Here is a 14488-nt window from a genome sequence, read left to right as displayed (position 1 = left end):
TGAAAAAAGGCAGGCTTCCACTCGCTGGTTAAGACAGCGTTAAGACGTGAGGCCTGGGCCCGGAATGACAACCGGGTGTGGCCCTTTCGAAATCAGGCGAGGCCGCGAGTTCCCGCCCCGCCCTTCATTCCGAAACCACCCCCGACTCGCTCTCAAGTGCGACACCAAACGCCGTGCTACGAGCCGCGCATTCAGAGCGGCGCCGCGTGATCCACGACCCGCGTCGACAAGCCGTCGATTACCAGCGACCGGCGTGCTGGCCGCCGTCGACGTTCAGGCGCTCGCCGGTGACGAACGCGCCGTTCTCCAGGTACATCACGGCGTCAACGATTTCCTGCTCTTCGCCCATACGGCCCATTGGGTGCAGCTTGCCCAGGAACTCATGATTTTCCGGACCGTGCATTGGCGTCCTGATGATGCCGGGTGCCACGGAATTCACGCGGATGCCCCGGGTCGCGTATTCGATGGCCAGACCGCGAGTGACCGCGTCCAGGCCCCCTTTTGTGATCAGTGCCAGGCCCGCTGGAATATCGGTCAACGCCTGGTTGACCAAGGTGGTCGTGATTTGAACGATGTGGCCGTTCTTGTGCTTCAGCATTTCCGGGATGGCCAGCTGGGTAATGTTGAAGAAGCCGTGAATATTGGTTTGCAGCATGCGGGCCAGGTCATCGGCGGTGTATTCCGTGAACGGCTTACCGATAAAGATGCCGGCATTGTTGATCAGCGTGTCGACGCGACCGAAACGCTCAATGGCGGTGTCGATCAGCTTCTGCGCCGTTTCGCGGCTGGCGATGTCACCCGGCACGGCGATAACGCCGGTGTCCGACGATGGCTTGATGTTCCGGGAATTCGCGATCACGGCAAAACCGGCATTGCGATAGCCCGCGACGATTGCCGCGCCAAGACCTTGGGATGCGCCGGTGACGATGGCGACTTTTTGCGAATTGCTCATGGTTCTACTCTCCAAAAAAGATCGGCGGGTCATTGCAGAACAGCCGTATTCAAACAGGGGAGTCGATCTTAGGTTCGCCGAAGGCACTTAAAAATTCACCATCTGGTCTCAACGGCTGATAAAAAATGCACAGGCTCCGATGAGCTTGCTTAGCCTGTGCCACAGCCGACTCACCAAAATTGCCACCTCCACGCCGCCCCCAAAAAAATATTTCAAAGGCCTGTAACCAAACGCTGTTCGCCAACGAAATGGGTGGCATAGCGGCACAAAGCCAGCCGTGCTCACTCCTCCTTCGGAAGCCGATACCCCATGAAACTGATGCAAAGGTTGAACGACTGGCTGGGAACGCCAGTGCCCCCATCGCCCTCCGCCGACACGCCATTGTTGGCGAGCCTGTTGTCGATGGCCTGGTTGGTGGAAGCACGGGACCCCTACACCAGCGGGCATTTGTGGCGGGTTTCTCAGTATTGCGCGCTGCTGGCAGATAAAGCCGGTCTGTCCGCGACCGAGGTGCAATTGATCGCGCTGGGAGGTTTTGTTCATGACCTGGGCAAGATCGGCATTCCCGATGCGGTGCTGCGCAAGGCGGGTCGGCTTGAGGAGAACGAATACGACGTCATCAAGACCCATCCCGAGATCGGCAAACGTTTACTGGACACCCACCCGCTGGCCGGGCTGGTAATGGATGCGGTCTGGTCCCACCACGAAATGCCCAACGGACGGGGCTATCCGCGAGGACTGAGCGGCGACCAGATTCCGCGAATGGCCGCCATCACCGGCATTTGCGATGCCTTCGACGCAATGACCAGCGACCGGCCCTATCGCAAGGGCATGCCGCTCGATGACGCATTGAAGATCGTCGAGGACAGCGCAGGCAGCCAGTTTCACGAGGCCTATGCGCATTTATTCGTCAGCCTGGGGCGTGAAGGCGGGTTGCAGCACATTTTGGGCCATACCGATGCCGGCATTCCGCTCAGGCGCTGCGAGAACTGCGGACCCACGGTCGTCGTGTCGCGCACCCATGGCGCAGGCGATCTGGTGTTCTGCCCGGCCTGCGAAATGGGTTACGAACTCTACCGGCCCGATCAGGGGAACCTGCTCAGGGTGCGTGGCACCGGCAAAAAAGGCACGGCTGACCAGTTGAAACCGGTCCCCGATCAGGCGTTGATCCAACACCTCGCCCAACGGCTCACACCGTCGGTGGCCGCCTGATGTTCATCCACACGCTGCACCCGAGCCGTGCAGTCTTTTTCGAGTATTCGCGATGAGCGCACCGTCACAACGGCTGTTCAGTTTTATCGGCGGGGAACAAGGGTCCTGGCCGATTCAGCGTCAGACAAACCTTACGGGGGCGCCGTTGCCAGATGCCGCGCGCGTGTCGGTTCTGCCGGGCGTCGCAGGTGAGGCCCCACGCGTGTCCGTCTGGCACCTGCAAGGCATTACCAGCAACGAGCGCTACGTGACCCGCGATGAGAAAACCGCGCTCGCTGCCCGCCAGCCCGATCTCGGGCGCCCCGCCGCCACCTGCGCGGCCCTGATCGCGCTGCGCAAGAATCCTGCGTGGTGGGCGCTGACCCAGGACGAGCGCCGAGCGATCATCGAAACGCAGTCCAACCACATTGCCATCGGCATGCGCTACCTCCCCGCCATCGCCCGCCGGCTGTACCACTGCCGCGATCTTGCCATGGCTCAGCCCTTTGATTTCGTCACCTGGTTCGAGTTTGCCCCTGCGGACAGTGCCGCGTTCGACGATCTGCTGGCGCGCCTGCGCGAATCCGTGGAATGGCAATTCGTCGACCGGGAAGTGGACATCCGTCTGGTGCAGGCAGGCCCGGCATGATGACGTCGGTCAGGGGCAAATTGATCGCCGGGTTTGGTGCGGTACTGCTGTTGACCGCGCTGCTGACCTGGAGCGCGCTGTACAACGTCAACCAACTCGCGACCCGCAGCCAGTCGCTGGTGGACAGCATTTCCCTGGACAGCCAGATCGCGAAGATTCGCCTTCAGGAGCATGACTTCGACCGTGCCATGGAGGCGTCGGCGGTTGAAGCCTTTCACCAGGAAATCGAACGGTTCGACCAGATCGTCGCCAGCGTCCAGAGCGATTCCGGTGACCGCGCTCTGGCGTCCGTCCAGCGCATCAAGGCCGTGCGCGGTCACTATCAGGACACGTTCAACCAATTCGTCGCGGCCCGTCGTCACGCTCAGGACGCCCAACACCTGATGACGCCGGTGATCGGCAAGATCAAAAGCCGACTGGAGCACGTCACCGGCGGACTGTTCGACGCGCTGGCGGGTGACCCTGTGCGCATTGGCGCCGCCCTTCAGTCCGCCGTGACACTGCGATCACTGACTGCCACGTTGCAGGATCAAGTCGACAGTTACGTGCAGAACCCGACAGACGACGCGCACCGCATGCTGTCCTCCAGTGCTGACAGCATTCGCCAGCAGGGCAACGACTTGTGGGAGCAGTTGCCGAACGAAAACCTCCAGCAACTGTTGGAAGAAGCCCTCAGCACCGTGCTGGTGTATCAGGATCAGGTGGCGCAATTCCGTCAGGACATTCAAACCAGCCTGGAAGCCAAGGGGCAGATGCTTGCACAGGCGAAGGAATTGCAAACCCTGGGCGACACCCTTTATCGCCAGCATGTCGAGGGGCGTCAGGCGGATGTGCGTTTCGCGCAAGGGTTCCTCTTCACCACCGCCACGCTGACACTGATGTTGGGGCTGGGCGCCGCGTGGCTCATCACGCGACAAATCATCCCGCCGTTGAACCGCGCCCTGCTGCTCGCCCGTCAGATCGCGTCGGGGGATGTGACCGGCGAGCGCAAGACCGGCCAGTTCAGGTCGAGCGAATTCAGCACCGACAACCGAGACGAGATCGGCCAGATGATGACGGCCATGCAGGACATGGCCGAACAGCTTCGGCAAATCATCGGCCGTATTGGCGGCGGTGCCGAGCGCCTGACCTCGGCCGCTAAAGCGCTGTCCGTCATCACCACGCAAAACGACGTGGGCGCCGGACAGCAACGGGAGCAGACCTCGCAAGTGGCCGTGGCGGTCGCAGACATGGTCGCCAGCGCGCAGCACGTTGCGCAAAACGCCCGAGACACCTCCCACGCCACCGAGGTGACGGAGCAGCGCACTGTCGAGGGCGACCAGATCATCGCCCAGGCCTTGCTTCACTTCGATCAGTTGCTGACCCACGTGACGCAATGCAGCACGGCCATGACTCGCTTGCGCCATGACAGCGAACAGATCGACGGGGTGTTGGGCGTCATTCGCGAAGTCGCCGACCAGACCAACCTGCTCGCCCTCAATGCGGCCATCGAAGCCGCACGTGCAGGCGAAAGTGGACGAGGGTTTGCGGTCGTGGCCGATGAAGTTCGCAGCCTCGCACAGCGCACGCAGCAATCCACTCAAGAGATCGAGCAACTCATCCTGTCATTGCAGAACGGGGCACGGGACGCCACGGCGCTGATGGCGCAAAGCGAAAGCATGAGCCACTCCAGCGTGGAACTGGCCCGGGCCGCCGGACAGGTGCTGAGCGAAATCCGTGGCTCGGTGGCGTCGATTCACAGCATGAACCTGAACATTGCAGCCGCGGCGGACCAGCAAACCGAAGCCTCGAAACAGATCAGCAGCCGTCTGGTGCAGGTGCGCGACATCGCGGACGAGTCGGTGGAAAACAGCTTGAGGACCACGGAGGCGAGTGCCGAGCTGTCGCGCCTGAGCATCGAACTCACGGCGCTGGTGCAGCGTTTCAAGGTGACCTGATCAGGCCAGACGCCCCGGTGATAAACGCCCTTGAGCTTGAGCAAGGGCCACTCGATAATGAGCCTCGCCTTTCTCCCGCCAGGACGTATCGATGAGAGCTGAAAATCTAAGCTGGGACGACCTCCGGATTTTCATGCACGTGGCCCGCTGCGAAAACCTGTCCAAGGCCGGCAAGCAGCTCAAGGTCGATCAATCGACGGTGAGCCGTCGGCTCAATCATCTGGAATACAGCCTCGGCTTCAGCCTGTTCGAACGCGGCAACACCGGGTTGCAGCTGAATGATCAGGGGACCCGGTTGCTGGCGCAGGTCGAGCTGATGGGCGCCGGGTTTTCCGGGCTGCTGGACGAGCTGTACACAGGCACCAACGAAATCGCGGGCCGCGTCAGAGTCGGCACGATGGAAGGGCTCGCTTCGCTGTACCTCACCCGGCAGATTCCCAGGCTTCAAGCGCTGCACCCGAACGTGACCCTGGAGCTGGTGACGTCGACCCATCAATTGCAGGTCACCCGGCGCGAGGCTGACGTCTTCCTCGGCTTCTTCGAACCCAAGGGTCATGGCTTCCATTCCGAACGGCTGGCCAGCTTTGAACTGAACCTCTACGCCTCAGACGATTACATCGCCCAGAAAGGCTTGCCAGATGCGCAGAATCTGGCCGAACACGATTTCGTTGGTTACGTCGAAGAGCTGATCGAGATCAGCGCCGTGCGCTGGCTGGATGACCTGATCCAAAAGCCGAACATCGTGTTTTACTCCAATAGCATGCTGTCGCAGATGTTCGCCGCAGCGGCGGGCGTGGGCCTGGTCATGTTGCCCTCGTTTTCTGAAGCCGAGCGCTTCGGCCTTCGGAAAATCGAACTGACGACCCCAGCCATTACCCGAGAACTCTGGCTGAGCGTTCATCAGGACCTGCGTTACATTGCCCGCATCAAAACCATGACCGCTTATTTGACCCGGCTGTTTAAAAACGACGAGCATTTCCGAAACGCTTAGTACAGGTCCTCCCCATTCTTAGTGTTTTAAACCCAGCGCATTCAAACACGCCGCCCCGCCCACGTGCAGCCCATATTCTCAACCCGCCTTGAAGCCGTGCACTGGCAGCCCATCGAGCCGCCGTCAGCACCTCGCATTTTCAAATCGCACCAAAGCGTCGCACATCCTGTTTCAGGGCACCGAGATAGGGATGCAGGAATGCAACAGGCCTTGTGGCATTGCTGATTGGCGAAGCCTTTCATTGATTTAGACTCGCCAACGTACTGCACACTTGCGAGGCCTGTTCATGAAACCTGAAAACATCTGGAACGCCATTTATGCGCACCCCGATTTCGCCGTATTAATTAGACGCCGAAGAAGGCTGGTGTCTCTTTTGATGTTTGTCAGCATGGCCGTGTACTTCGCGATCCCGGTCCTGTCCGCCTACTTCCCCGAGTTTCTGGCTTACAAGGTCATCGGCGCGATTAACGTCGGATTGATTTATCTCGTGGGTCAATACTTTTTCGGCGCCGCCATTGCCGTGCTCTACGCCTATCGCCTGAAAGGCATTGATCGCATGGCCGTCTCCCTCGTGACTGAAGTTTCCGTGAGATTCCAGGATGAACATGTCAAACATTAATCCCGCACGCCTCCTCGGCTCCCCTCACGCATCCGCTCATGTTTCAGGCAAGGCGAAACTCTTGGCGGCGGCCCTACTTTCCATGGTTGCCACTCACAGCCAGGCCGCGACCTTAGTGTCGGACGGCAATCGGGCCATGACCTTTAGTGTGTTCGCACTGTTGTTCTTTATCACCCTGGCGATTACTTACTGGGCTGCGCGAAAGAACAATTCCGTCAAGGATTTCTACACCGCCGGCGGCGCGCTCTCCGGGAAAATGAATGGGTTGGCGATTGCGGGGGATTACCTGTCTGCTGCCGCATTCCTGGGCGTTTCCGGTCTGATTGCCATTTATGGGCTGGACGGCATCACCTACGTCATTGGCTTCTTCATCTCTTTCATTCCCGTCCTTTTATTGGTGGCAGAACCTTGCCGCAATCTGGGCAAGTTCACCCTCGGCGACGTGCTCGCTTTCCGCAACAGTTTCCGTGCCTCGAAATCTGCCGTGGCCATATCAAGCGTGCTGGTGGCGCTGTTTTACATGGTCCCGCAAATCGTCGGCGGCGCCGTCATCATCGCCGCGTTGATTGGCATTCCGTTCGAGATATCGGTGGTGTCGGTGGGCGGTCTGATGTTGATTTACGTGCTGTTTGGCGGCATGCGGGCGACTACTTCGGTGCAGATTCTCAAAGCCACCCTGCTGATCTCGTTCTGCTTCTTGCTGGTGGTGCTGAGTTGGGCACCCTATGGCTTCAACATCAGCGCGTTTTTCAGCGACCTTGTTGGCAGCGCCGCCGTACAGAAACATGTGCTCGGAACGCTGCTGAACGGGGTGTCGAATCTGTCACTGGAACAGGCCGGTCAACGCTTCATGGAGCCTGGCCTGTACCTGAAAAACCCGGTTGAGCAGATCTCGCTGAGCCTGGCGCTGGTGCTGGGCACGGCCGCCATGCCACACATTCTGATGCGCTTCTTCACCGTGCGTGACGCCCAGCAGGCCCGAACCTCGGCGCTCACCGCGATGCTGCTCATCGGCCTCTGCCACCTGTTCATCGTGGTGATCGGGTTCTCCGCCGCGCTGCACCTCGGGCCGTTTGCGGTGGCGTCCATGGACAAAGGCGGCAACCTCGCAGCGCCGATGCTCGCGCAATTCCTCGGGGGCGGCCCTGACAGCCTCGCGGGCAACCTGATGCTGGCTTTCGTGGCGGCGGTGTCCTTCGCCACCATCGTCGCCGTAGTTGCAGGTCTCACGCTCGCCGCCGCGTCCACTCTGGCCCATGACGTGTACGTCGGGGCGGTTCGCCAAGGCAAGGCCACCGAACGGGAGCAGACCAACGCCGCACGCATCGCGACCCTGGCCATCGCCGCCGTCGCCATTCTGGCGGGCATCTCCGCCAAGGGTCAGAACGTCGCGCAGCTCGTCGGCCTTGGTTATGCGGTGGCGGCGTCGGCGAACCTGCCTGCCCTCCTGCTGACGCTGTACTGGAAACGCTGCAGCACCGCCGGCGTGGTGGCCGGGTTGCTGGGCGGGACAATCCTGTCCATCGGACTGGTACTGGTGTCGCCGAACATGACCTACCCGCTGATGCAAAAACAGGCGGCGATCAGCGCGGCGACGGCCGCCAGCACCAAGGTCGAGAAGACCGACAACGGCACCCTGCAAGCGACACCGGAAGAGCGCGCCAAATGGGTCAGCGATGCCGCCGCGCAAACGGCCATCGCGAACGGAATTCCGGCCTCGGCCACCAGCCTCGTCGGCCTGAGCGAGCCGTTGATCCAGCTTCGCAACCCCGGCCTGATTTCCATCCCGTTGGGCTTCTTGCTGGTGGTGCTGTTTTCGCTGGTGTTCCCGAGCCAGCTCTCTCAGTCGCGCTGGGTTGAATTTTCCGTCCGGCGCGAGACCGGGCTGGGCGTCGCCGAAGCGGCACATCACTAAATCGTTTGAATAAGGTAAAGGTTATGGCACTCCCCACTGTCAAAGTCGCCGCCGCGCACGCCGCGTCGGTTTACATGAACAAGGCCGCCTGCGTCGACAAAGCCTGTTCGTTCATCGCAGAGGCCGCCGCCAATGGCGCGGAGCTCGTCGTGTTTCCGGAATCGTTCATCCCCGGTTTCCCGGTCTGGGCGGCACTCTGGGCCCCCATCTACAACCACGACTGGTTTCGTCTGATGGTGGAAAACAGCGTGATGATCGACGGCCCGGAAATCACCGCGATCCGTTCCGCAGCCCGTCGCCACAAGATCATCGTGTCGTTGGGTTTCAGCGAATCGACACGGGCGAGCGTGGGTTGCATATGGAACTCGAACGTCCTGATCGACGAGGAAGGCACGGTCCTCAATCACCACCGCAAGCTCGTCCCGACCTTCTACGAAAAGATGGTTTGGGCACCTGGCGACGGCCACGGCCTGCAGGTCTCGAATACGCGTATCGGCAACATCGGCGCGCTCATCTGCGGCGAAAACACCAACCCCCTCGCCCGCTATTCACTGGCGGCGCAAGGCGAGCACATTCACATTTCCGCATGGCCGGCGATCTGGCCGACGCGCAAACCCGGAGGCCAGAACTTCGATAACCTGGCGGCAAACCGCATTCGTGCGGGCGCTCACTCGTTCGAAGCGAAAGTGTTTGGCATCCTCAACGCCGGTTTCGTCGATGATTCGATGCTCGACCTGCTGAAAAAGAGCGGCGACCCGGTGGCCATCGACGTGCTCGACAACAGCCCCCGCGCCGCGACGCAGTTTCTTGACCCGACTGGCGCAACCCTCGGCGACACGCTGCAAAACGAAGAGGGCCTGGCCTACGCCACGTTCAACCTCAACGATTGCATCGAGCCGAAGCAGTTTCACGACATCACCGGCTATTACAACCGCTTCGACGTGTTCGACCTGACCATCGACCGCCGCCGCATCAGCCCCGCGACGTTCAAGGACACCGATCCGGCAAGTCGGCCGAACCTGGAGGCATTGCCAGCGCTGGATTGATTTGAGGCCATGAAATCGCGACCGGAGGGGCATTCGAACAGAACAGGCATCCCGCGGCCTTAGCTGATAGACTGCGCACCGTAATTACTTAGAGGATTTTTTCATGGCTACTAACCGTTCCCGTCGTCTGCGCAAGAAGCTGTGTGTTGACGAGTTTCAGGAATTGGGTTTTGAGCTCAATCTGGAGTTCAAAGAGGATCTGGACGAAGCGGCAGTGGACGCGTTCCTCGACGCTTTCCTGACCGAAGCCATGGACGCCAACGGCCTCGACTATGTTGGCGGTGACGACTACGGCCTGGTTTGCCTGGCAGAGCGCGGCTCGGTCACCGAAGAGCAACGCGCCACCGTTGAAGCCTGGCTGAAAGGTCGCAGTGAAGTGACCAAGGTCGAAGTCAGCGCACTGCTGGATGCCTGGTACCCGGAAAAGCCGATCAACGCTGCGAAGTAATCGCGCTGCGTTGACATGACTGAATGTCGCTTGGCATCGGTCATGACTAAAAACCACCCTTCATGGGTGGTTTTTTTATGGGCGGTGGTTTATCGAAAACAGACAGAAGCCTGTCGTTTCACATGACAATTCGACAAGATTTGAAAAAATAGCGCGGTTTGACGGCTGTCCCCCGGCGCAAGTCACGAAAGCTTGGGGCATAATGCCGCACTGTCACCAGGCGCTATTTTTTGCCTGTTGGGCCGGGACACTTTTCAGTCGCGGCCGTTTTCATGTCACGAGGGAATCCATCCCCTCCGGTTGTCCCTCTTCATTGCAGTAGGGTTTATTGAATGATCAAGTCTTTGCGTCCGTTGTTTTTTGCCACCCTGCTTCTACCGATTTCGCTGTCTGTTGCCGCTGCCCCGATCAACACCGCATTGCCCCCCAAGGTTCAAGAGGCCCTCAAGGTCGCCAAACTGAACAACGATGCCCTCTCCCTGGTCATGCTTCCGCTGACCGGTCCGGGCACTCCGACCGTGTTCAACGCTGACGTCTCGGTGAACCCGGCGTCGACCATGAAGCTGATCACCACCTACGCGTCGCTGGAAATGCTTGGCCCGACCCATCAGTGGAAAACCGAGTTCTACACCGACGGCACCCTGAGCAACGGCGTTCTGCGCGGCAATCTGTTCCTCAAGGGCGGCGGTGATCCGAAGCTGAACATGGAAAAACTCTGGCTGTTGATGCGTGACCTGCGCGCCAATGGCGTGCAGCAAGTGACGGGCGATCTGGTGCTGGACCGCAGCCATTTCATCCAGCCGCAACTGCCGGTGTTCGATGACGACGGCAATGACAAGAACAAACCGTTCCTGGTCCGCCCCGATTCGCTGATGGTCAACCTCAAGGCCCTGCGCTTCGTGACCCGCAACGATGGTGGCAAGATTCTGGTCTCGGTCGAACCGCCTATCGCAGCCATTCACATCAACAATCAGGTCAAGGCGCTGTCGTCGAACAAATGCACCGGCGACGTGCTGTACAACCCGGTCCCTGAGGCCGATGGCGGCATCACCGTCACGGTGTCCGGTCAGTTAGGCGACGGCTGCAACTCGCAGACTTACCTGTCGCTGCTCGACCACCCGACCTATACCGCCGGTGCCGTGCGCGCCATCTGGCAAGAACTGGGCGGCACCATTCTCGGCAAGGACCGTCTGGACGTCGTGCCCGGCAGCGCCAAGCTGCTGGCCAAGGCCTACTCCCCGGACCTCGCGGAAATCATTCGCGACATCAACAAATTCAGTAACAACACGATGGCCCAGCAACTGTTCCTGAGCCTGGGTTCCGAGTTTCGCAACGAGGCGGATGGCGATGACGCCAAGGCCGCGCAACGGGTGATCCGTCAGTGGCTGGCGAAGAAAGGCATCACCGCGCCGCATTTGGTGATGGAGAACGGTTCTGGCCTGTCCCGGGCTGAACGGGTGAGCGCTCGTGAAATGGCGCAAATGCTCCAGGCCGCGTGGAACAGCCCGTACCAGGCCGAGTTCATGAGTTCGCTGCCGCTGGCGGGCATGGACGGCACCATGCGCAAACGCCTGAAACGCACCGCGCTGCGCGGGGAAGCGCACATCAAGACCGGCACCCTGAATACCGTTCGCGCCATCGCCGGGTTCAGTCGGGACAGCAACGGCAACACCTGGGTCGTGGTCGCGATCCTCAACGACGCTCGCCCATGGGGTGCCTCGTCGATTCTCGATGAAGTGCTGGTGAGCATGTTCAATCAGCCAAAACTGGCCAACACATCCATCTCGCTGCAACAGTAATACGCCCTTCGAGCGGCGCGCTGTCGTGTCTCACGACGGCGCGCCTGACTCCCCTCTCTGCTTTGCACGGCCTCGCGCGCCCATGGGCGTCTGTGCATGTTCCCGCGCCATGCCTGAAACACTTCAAGCGCAGGCTGCCAATTCTGACAGTGATGTCATCCACTTCCTGTGCGGGGAACGCTAAGCTCGGCGTTCTGATTCACCACACAGGATTGCGACACCATGAAGATCACAACAGGCAAGCGACTGCGTGACACCCTGCTGATTTCCAGTCTGTTGGCATCCGCCATGCTGATGGCCGGACCCTCGCAGGCAGAAGATGCGAAGCCGACCCGCGTCCGCGGCGCAATCACCGCGATTGACGGCGATGTACTGAAGGTTCACAGCAACCGCAACGAAGACCTGCAGGTCAAGCTGACCAAAGACACACAAGTGCGCGGCGTGACGCTGGCACAGGTCGCCGATATCAAACCGGGCAGTTACGTGGGTTCAGCCGCCGTGCCCCAAGCGGACGGCACCCTGAAAGCGCTGGAAGTGCACGTGTTCCCGCCGGAAATGGCCGGCACGGGCGACGGCCATCGGGCGTTCGACCTGGGCAAGGACAGCACGATGACCAATGGCTCGGTGGGCGATCTGGTGAACAGCAACGGGCGGACCATCACCGTCAACTACAAGGGCGGTCAGAAGAAGATCGTGATCCCGGACGACGTGCCCATCGTCAACCTGGTGCCCGGCGACCGCAGCCTGCTCAAGCCGGGCGTGAAGGTCATCGTGCAAGCACAACCGGCAGCGGACGGCTCGTTGAGCGCGCTGTCGATTTCTGCGGGTGAGAATGGCGTGACACCGCCGATGTGACGCACTTACGCCGCTTTGATTCTGGCCGGGTGGCCAGAATCAAGAGCGCTTAAACAGCGTTTCAGTAATTAGAGGGCATGCCTCACAAGCACGTCGCCACCATTGCTCCACGCTGGTCTACCGCCTTGCCGCCCGGCTTGGCGTAGAAGCTGATTGCGGTGGAGCCGCCCTTCGCACTCACGTCCGCGAAGTACTCGCCTTCGGTGGTGTACACCGTGAACTCCCCAGGCTTGCCCTGCTCCATGAAGACATCGGCGACATCACCGAACAGCTGCACATTGCCCCAGCTGACCTTGATGCATTCGGCCACCGCAGCGGCGGGTTTCTGGCTCGCATACACCTGCGCAGGCCCGGCCGAACGCGTTTGATTCAAGCCCATGCACCCCGTCAGCAGCGCCAACGCCACAGCTCCCGCCCAATGTTTCATGACAGTCCCTTCGATAAAAAAGGAGCGATCTTACCAGCAAGCGTACCCATGCCCTACTGACATGATGCGCATTGCCTGCGTTGACTGCGCCTGATCAGTCATCCAGCCCGGCGGGGGGCGCGGCAGGGGCCGCTTTACCTGCCTTGCCCGGTTTGCCCCCCTGCGTCGCGGCTTTGGGCTCTGCCGCGGGCGCGACCGGTGCAGCGGCTGCGGCCTCTTTCTCAGCCATCGGCATCTGGTCGATGGTGCTGAAAATCTCCTTGGGATCGATGGCGCCTTTGTGATCGATCTTCTTCTCGCCGTCCTTACCCACCAGAATCACTTGCGCCTGGTTCTTGTCCAGGACGCCCAGCTTCAATTCCCGGATCAGCGCCATGGTCGACTGCGCGTCCATGTCCTTGCCGTTCCGCTGCCCGGCCAGAGAGACGATGGTGTAGAGCACCATGTTGCGCTTGGCGAAGGCTTCTTTATTGGCAGGCTCATCGAGGCTTTTCTTCAGCGTCACCAGCGTCGGGTCCACGGAGCTGGAGGCGATGATGATCAGCGGACGCGACTTGCCACGCTCCTGCGCCAGTGGGGTGTCTGCATCCGCTGCCAATAGGGGACCGGCAACAGCCAACAGAACGGCAAGGGTCAGCGACCGAGTAAACATACGCACCTCCTTTCGATTTCCATGCACTGATGATCGCGCATCGTGGCAAAAGGTCCAGCCGAGAGACTGAAAAATCAGGATTTTTTTCTGCGTAAGGGTTTGAGAAATAGACGAGAAATGCCTGAAGCCACCGGCACACCTGAGCCGGAGCTTTTCGAGGAACGTAAAACCACCGACAACAAAAAAGGGTGAGTCTTTCGACTCACCCTTTTCGCGACCGCCCAGCAGAGCGGATTTTGTTTGGTAGGCGCGATTGGACTCGAACCAACGACCCCCACCATGTCAAGGTGGTGCTCTAACCAACTGAGCTACGTGCCTGCTGTGGGTCGGCATTCTACGGATATTCAAATGTGTGTCAACGTCTTTTTTTCACGTTAACCCTATGAATATGCGAATTTTTTGCAGAGGCCTCGCGGACGCGTTTCCATCGCGCTCTGATCCGTCCCATGACCGTTGGTCGCCATGACGGCACTCCGTTCGATTCCCGAGAGCCCAAGTCAAGACAGGACCCTAGACATGGAGATCTCCCGATGAACAAATCATTTGCGGCACTGGCGCTGGGTTGTGCGCTGGCGTGTGGCTCGATGGCAGCGTTGGCTGGCGCGGCGTCTCCCTCCGTGGGACCACCGCCCTCGCAGACGGGCCAGGATCCACGGACACAAGGCGCGGACATCGAACGACAAGGTACTGACATGGACCCAGCGAATCCAGCCAACGGCATTCGTCGAGGCATGAACACCGGCGCGATGAGCAACGGCACCGGCGGCAGCAATGACGTCGATTTGCCAGGCGGCTCAACCACCGGCAGCGGTTCGTCTGGCAGCGGTTCCAAAGGCTCGTCAGGCGGCTCCTCCAGCGCAGGCGGTGCTGGTGGCTGACCAACACCCCCTCTCATGAAATGGCGCCCGAGCGGCGCCTTTTTCATAGCCGGAAAAAAGCCGGAACTGACGTATCATCACATCCCTGTTACATCGCAGGGGTATTAAAGGCAGAACCTCTCGCCCTGC

14 protein-coding genes, 1 tRNA gene and 1 pseudogene are annotated in these 14488 nt (G+C 60.3%); 12 read left to right on the top strand and 4 right to left on the bottom strand.

Features of this window, described 5'->3' with window-relative positions; genetic code table 11:
- Positions 1-238: 238 nt before the first annotated feature.
- Positions 239-952 (bottom strand): SDR family NAD(P)-dependent oxidoreductase, encoded by a 714-nt coding sequence (locus ACWKWE_RS27415; protein WP_483852258.1) that lies wholly within the window; start codon positions 950-952, stop codon positions 239-241.
- A 309-nt stretch (positions 953-1261) separates the two neighbouring features.
- On the opposite strand from ACWKWE_RS27415, the gene ACWKWE_RS27410 reads away from it, so the two are divergent.
- The 11 genes and pseudogenes from ACWKWE_RS27410 to ACWKWE_RS27360 all read left to right on the top strand — a co-directional run bounded on the left by ACWKWE_RS27410 (position 1262) and on the right by ACWKWE_RS27360 (position 12402).
- Positions 1262-2164, top strand: coding sequence for an HD-GYP domain-containing protein (locus ACWKWE_RS27410; protein ID WP_483852257.1), 903 nt, complete (start codon positions 1262-1264; stop codon positions 2162-2164).
- A 52-nt stretch (positions 2165-2216) separates the two neighbouring features.
- The gene (locus tag ACWKWE_RS27405) at positions 2217-2792 is read left to right on the top strand and encodes a chlorite dismutase family protein (protein ID WP_166595288.1); all 576 of its coding nucleotides are present in this window, start codon (positions 2217-2219) and stop codon (positions 2790-2792) included.
- Positions 2735-3871, top strand: a pseudogene (locus ACWKWE_RS27400) (methyl-accepting chemotaxis protein); the annotation flags it as partial. The gene ACWKWE_RS27405 and the pseudogene ACWKWE_RS27400, both read left to right, overlap by 58 nt.
- Positions 3845-4729 (top strand): methyl-accepting chemotaxis protein, encoded by an 885-nt coding sequence (locus ACWKWE_RS27395; RefSeq protein ID WP_371928538.1) that lies wholly within the window; start codon positions 3845-3847, stop codon positions 4727-4729. The pseudogene ACWKWE_RS27400 and the gene ACWKWE_RS27395, both read left to right, overlap by 27 nt.
- Positions 4730-4820: 91 nt before the next feature.
- A complete protein-coding gene (locus ACWKWE_RS27390) occupies positions 4821-5720 on the top strand; it encodes a LysR family transcriptional regulator (protein WP_166595286.1) in 900 nt (299 codons plus the stop codon).
- A 286-nt stretch (positions 5721-6006) separates the two neighbouring features.
- Positions 6007-6339 carry a DUF485 domain-containing protein gene (locus tag ACWKWE_RS27385; protein ID WP_483852256.1) on the top strand — a complete coding sequence of 111 codons (333 nt, stop codon included), beginning with the start codon at positions 6007-6009 and terminating at the stop codon, positions 6337-6339.
- Positions 6340-6421: 82 nt separating this feature from the next.
- The gene (locus ACWKWE_RS27380; protein WP_483852255.1) at positions 6422-8254 is read left to right on the top strand and encodes a solute symporter family protein; all 1833 of its coding nucleotides are present in this window, start codon (positions 6422-6424) and stop codon (positions 8252-8254) included.
- A gap of 23 nt (positions 8255-8277) precedes the next feature.
- Positions 8278-9300 carry a carbon-nitrogen hydrolase family protein gene (locus tag ACWKWE_RS27375; RefSeq protein WP_483852254.1) on the top strand — a complete coding sequence of 341 codons (1023 nt, stop codon included), beginning with the start codon at positions 8278-8280 and terminating at the stop codon, positions 9298-9300.
- A gap of 103 nt (positions 9301-9403) precedes the next feature.
- Complete coding sequence (locus ACWKWE_RS27370) at positions 9404-9748, top strand: YggL family protein (protein ID WP_166595283.1); 345 nt, start codon at positions 9404-9406, stop codon at positions 9746-9748.
- A 332-nt stretch (positions 9749-10080) separates the two neighbouring features.
- The gene (gene dacB / locus ACWKWE_RS27365; RefSeq protein WP_483852253.1) at positions 10081-11547 is read left to right on the top strand and encodes a D-alanyl-D-alanine carboxypeptidase/D-alanyl-D-alanine endopeptidase; all 1467 of its coding nucleotides are present in this window, start codon (positions 10081-10083) and stop codon (positions 11545-11547) included.
- A gap of 222 nt (positions 11548-11769) precedes the next feature.
- Entirely contained in the window at positions 11770-12402 is a 633-nt protein-coding gene (locus ACWKWE_RS27360; protein ID WP_483852252.1) for a DUF5666 domain-containing protein, read from the top strand.
- 82 nt (positions 12403-12484) lie between these two features.
- Here ACWKWE_RS27360 and ACWKWE_RS27355 read toward each other — a convergent pair whose 3' ends face one another.
- The 3 genes from ACWKWE_RS27355 to ACWKWE_RS27345 all read right to left on the bottom strand — a co-directional run bounded on the left by ACWKWE_RS27355 (position 12485) and on the right by ACWKWE_RS27345 (position 13799).
- Positions 12485-12829, bottom strand: coding sequence for a 2-oxoacid ferredoxin oxidoreductase (locus ACWKWE_RS27355; RefSeq protein WP_166595280.1), 345 nt, complete (start codon positions 12827-12829; stop codon positions 12485-12487).
- A 94-nt stretch (positions 12830-12923) separates the two neighbouring features.
- Positions 12924-13481 (bottom strand): DUF4174 domain-containing protein, encoded by a 558-nt coding sequence (locus tag ACWKWE_RS27350; RefSeq protein WP_166595279.1) that lies wholly within the window; start codon positions 13479-13481, stop codon positions 12924-12926.
- A 241-nt stretch (positions 13482-13722) separates the two neighbouring features.
- Positions 13723-13799 (bottom strand) — tRNA-Val (locus tag ACWKWE_RS27345).
- Between the two features lie 212 nt (positions 13800-14011).
- Between ACWKWE_RS27345 and ACWKWE_RS27340 the strand changes: the two genes are divergently transcribed.
- Positions 14012-14359 carry a hypothetical protein gene (locus tag ACWKWE_RS27340; RefSeq protein ID WP_341964053.1) on the top strand — a complete coding sequence of 116 codons (348 nt, stop codon included), beginning with the start codon at positions 14012-14014 and terminating at the stop codon, positions 14357-14359.
- Positions 14360-14488 lie beyond the last annotated feature (129 nt).

It is taken from the genome of Pseudomonas salicis, assembly GCF_057128705.1.
This window is presented reverse-complemented; position numbering and strand designations above follow the sequence as displayed.

Coding starts and splice junctions, on each gene's coding strand:
- ACWKWE_RS27415 (WP_483852258.1), bottom strand. CDS start 952: ATGAGCAATTCGCAAAAAGTCGCCATCGTCACCGGCGCATCCCAAGGT.
- ACWKWE_RS27410 (WP_483852257.1), top strand. CDS start 1,262: ATGAAACTGATGCAAAGGTTGAACGACTGGCTGGGAACGCCAGTGCCC.
- ACWKWE_RS27405 (WP_166595288.1), top strand. CDS start 2,217: ATGAGCGCACCGTCACAACGGCTGTTCAGTTTTATCGGCGGGGAACAA.
- ACWKWE_RS27395 (WP_371928538.1), top strand. CDS start 3,845: ATGACGGCCATGCAGGACATGGCCGAACAGCTTCGGCAAATCATCGGC.
- ACWKWE_RS27390 (WP_166595286.1), top strand. CDS start 4,821: ATGAGAGCTGAAAATCTAAGCTGGGACGACCTCCGGATTTTCATGCAC.
- ACWKWE_RS27385 (WP_483852256.1), top strand. CDS start 6,007: ATGAAACCTGAAAACATCTGGAACGCCATTTATGCGCACCCCGATTTC.
- ACWKWE_RS27380 (WP_483852255.1), top strand. CDS start 6,422: ATGGTTGCCACTCACAGCCAGGCCGCGACCTTAGTGTCGGACGGCAAT.
- ACWKWE_RS27375 (WP_483852254.1), top strand. CDS start 8,278: ATGGCACTCCCCACTGTCAAAGTCGCCGCCGCGCACGCCGCGTCGGTT.
- ACWKWE_RS27370 (WP_166595283.1), top strand. CDS start 9,404: ATGGCTACTAACCGTTCCCGTCGTCTGCGCAAGAAGCTGTGTGTTGAC.
- dacB (WP_483852253.1), top strand. CDS start 10,081: ATGATCAAGTCTTTGCGTCCGTTGTTTTTTGCCACCCTGCTTCTACCG.
- ACWKWE_RS27360 (WP_483852252.1), top strand. CDS start 11,770: ATGAAGATCACAACAGGCAAGCGACTGCGTGACACCCTGCTGATTTCC.
- ACWKWE_RS27355 (WP_166595280.1), bottom strand. CDS start 12,829: ATGAAACATTGGGCGGGAGCTGTGGCGTTGGCGCTGCTGACGGGGTGC.
- ACWKWE_RS27350 (WP_166595279.1), bottom strand. CDS start 13,481: ATGTTTACTCGGTCGCTGACCCTTGCCGTTCTGTTGGCTGTTGCCGGT.
- ACWKWE_RS27340 (WP_341964053.1), top strand. CDS start 14,012: ATGAACAAATCATTTGCGGCACTGGCGCTGGGTTGTGCGCTGGCGTGT.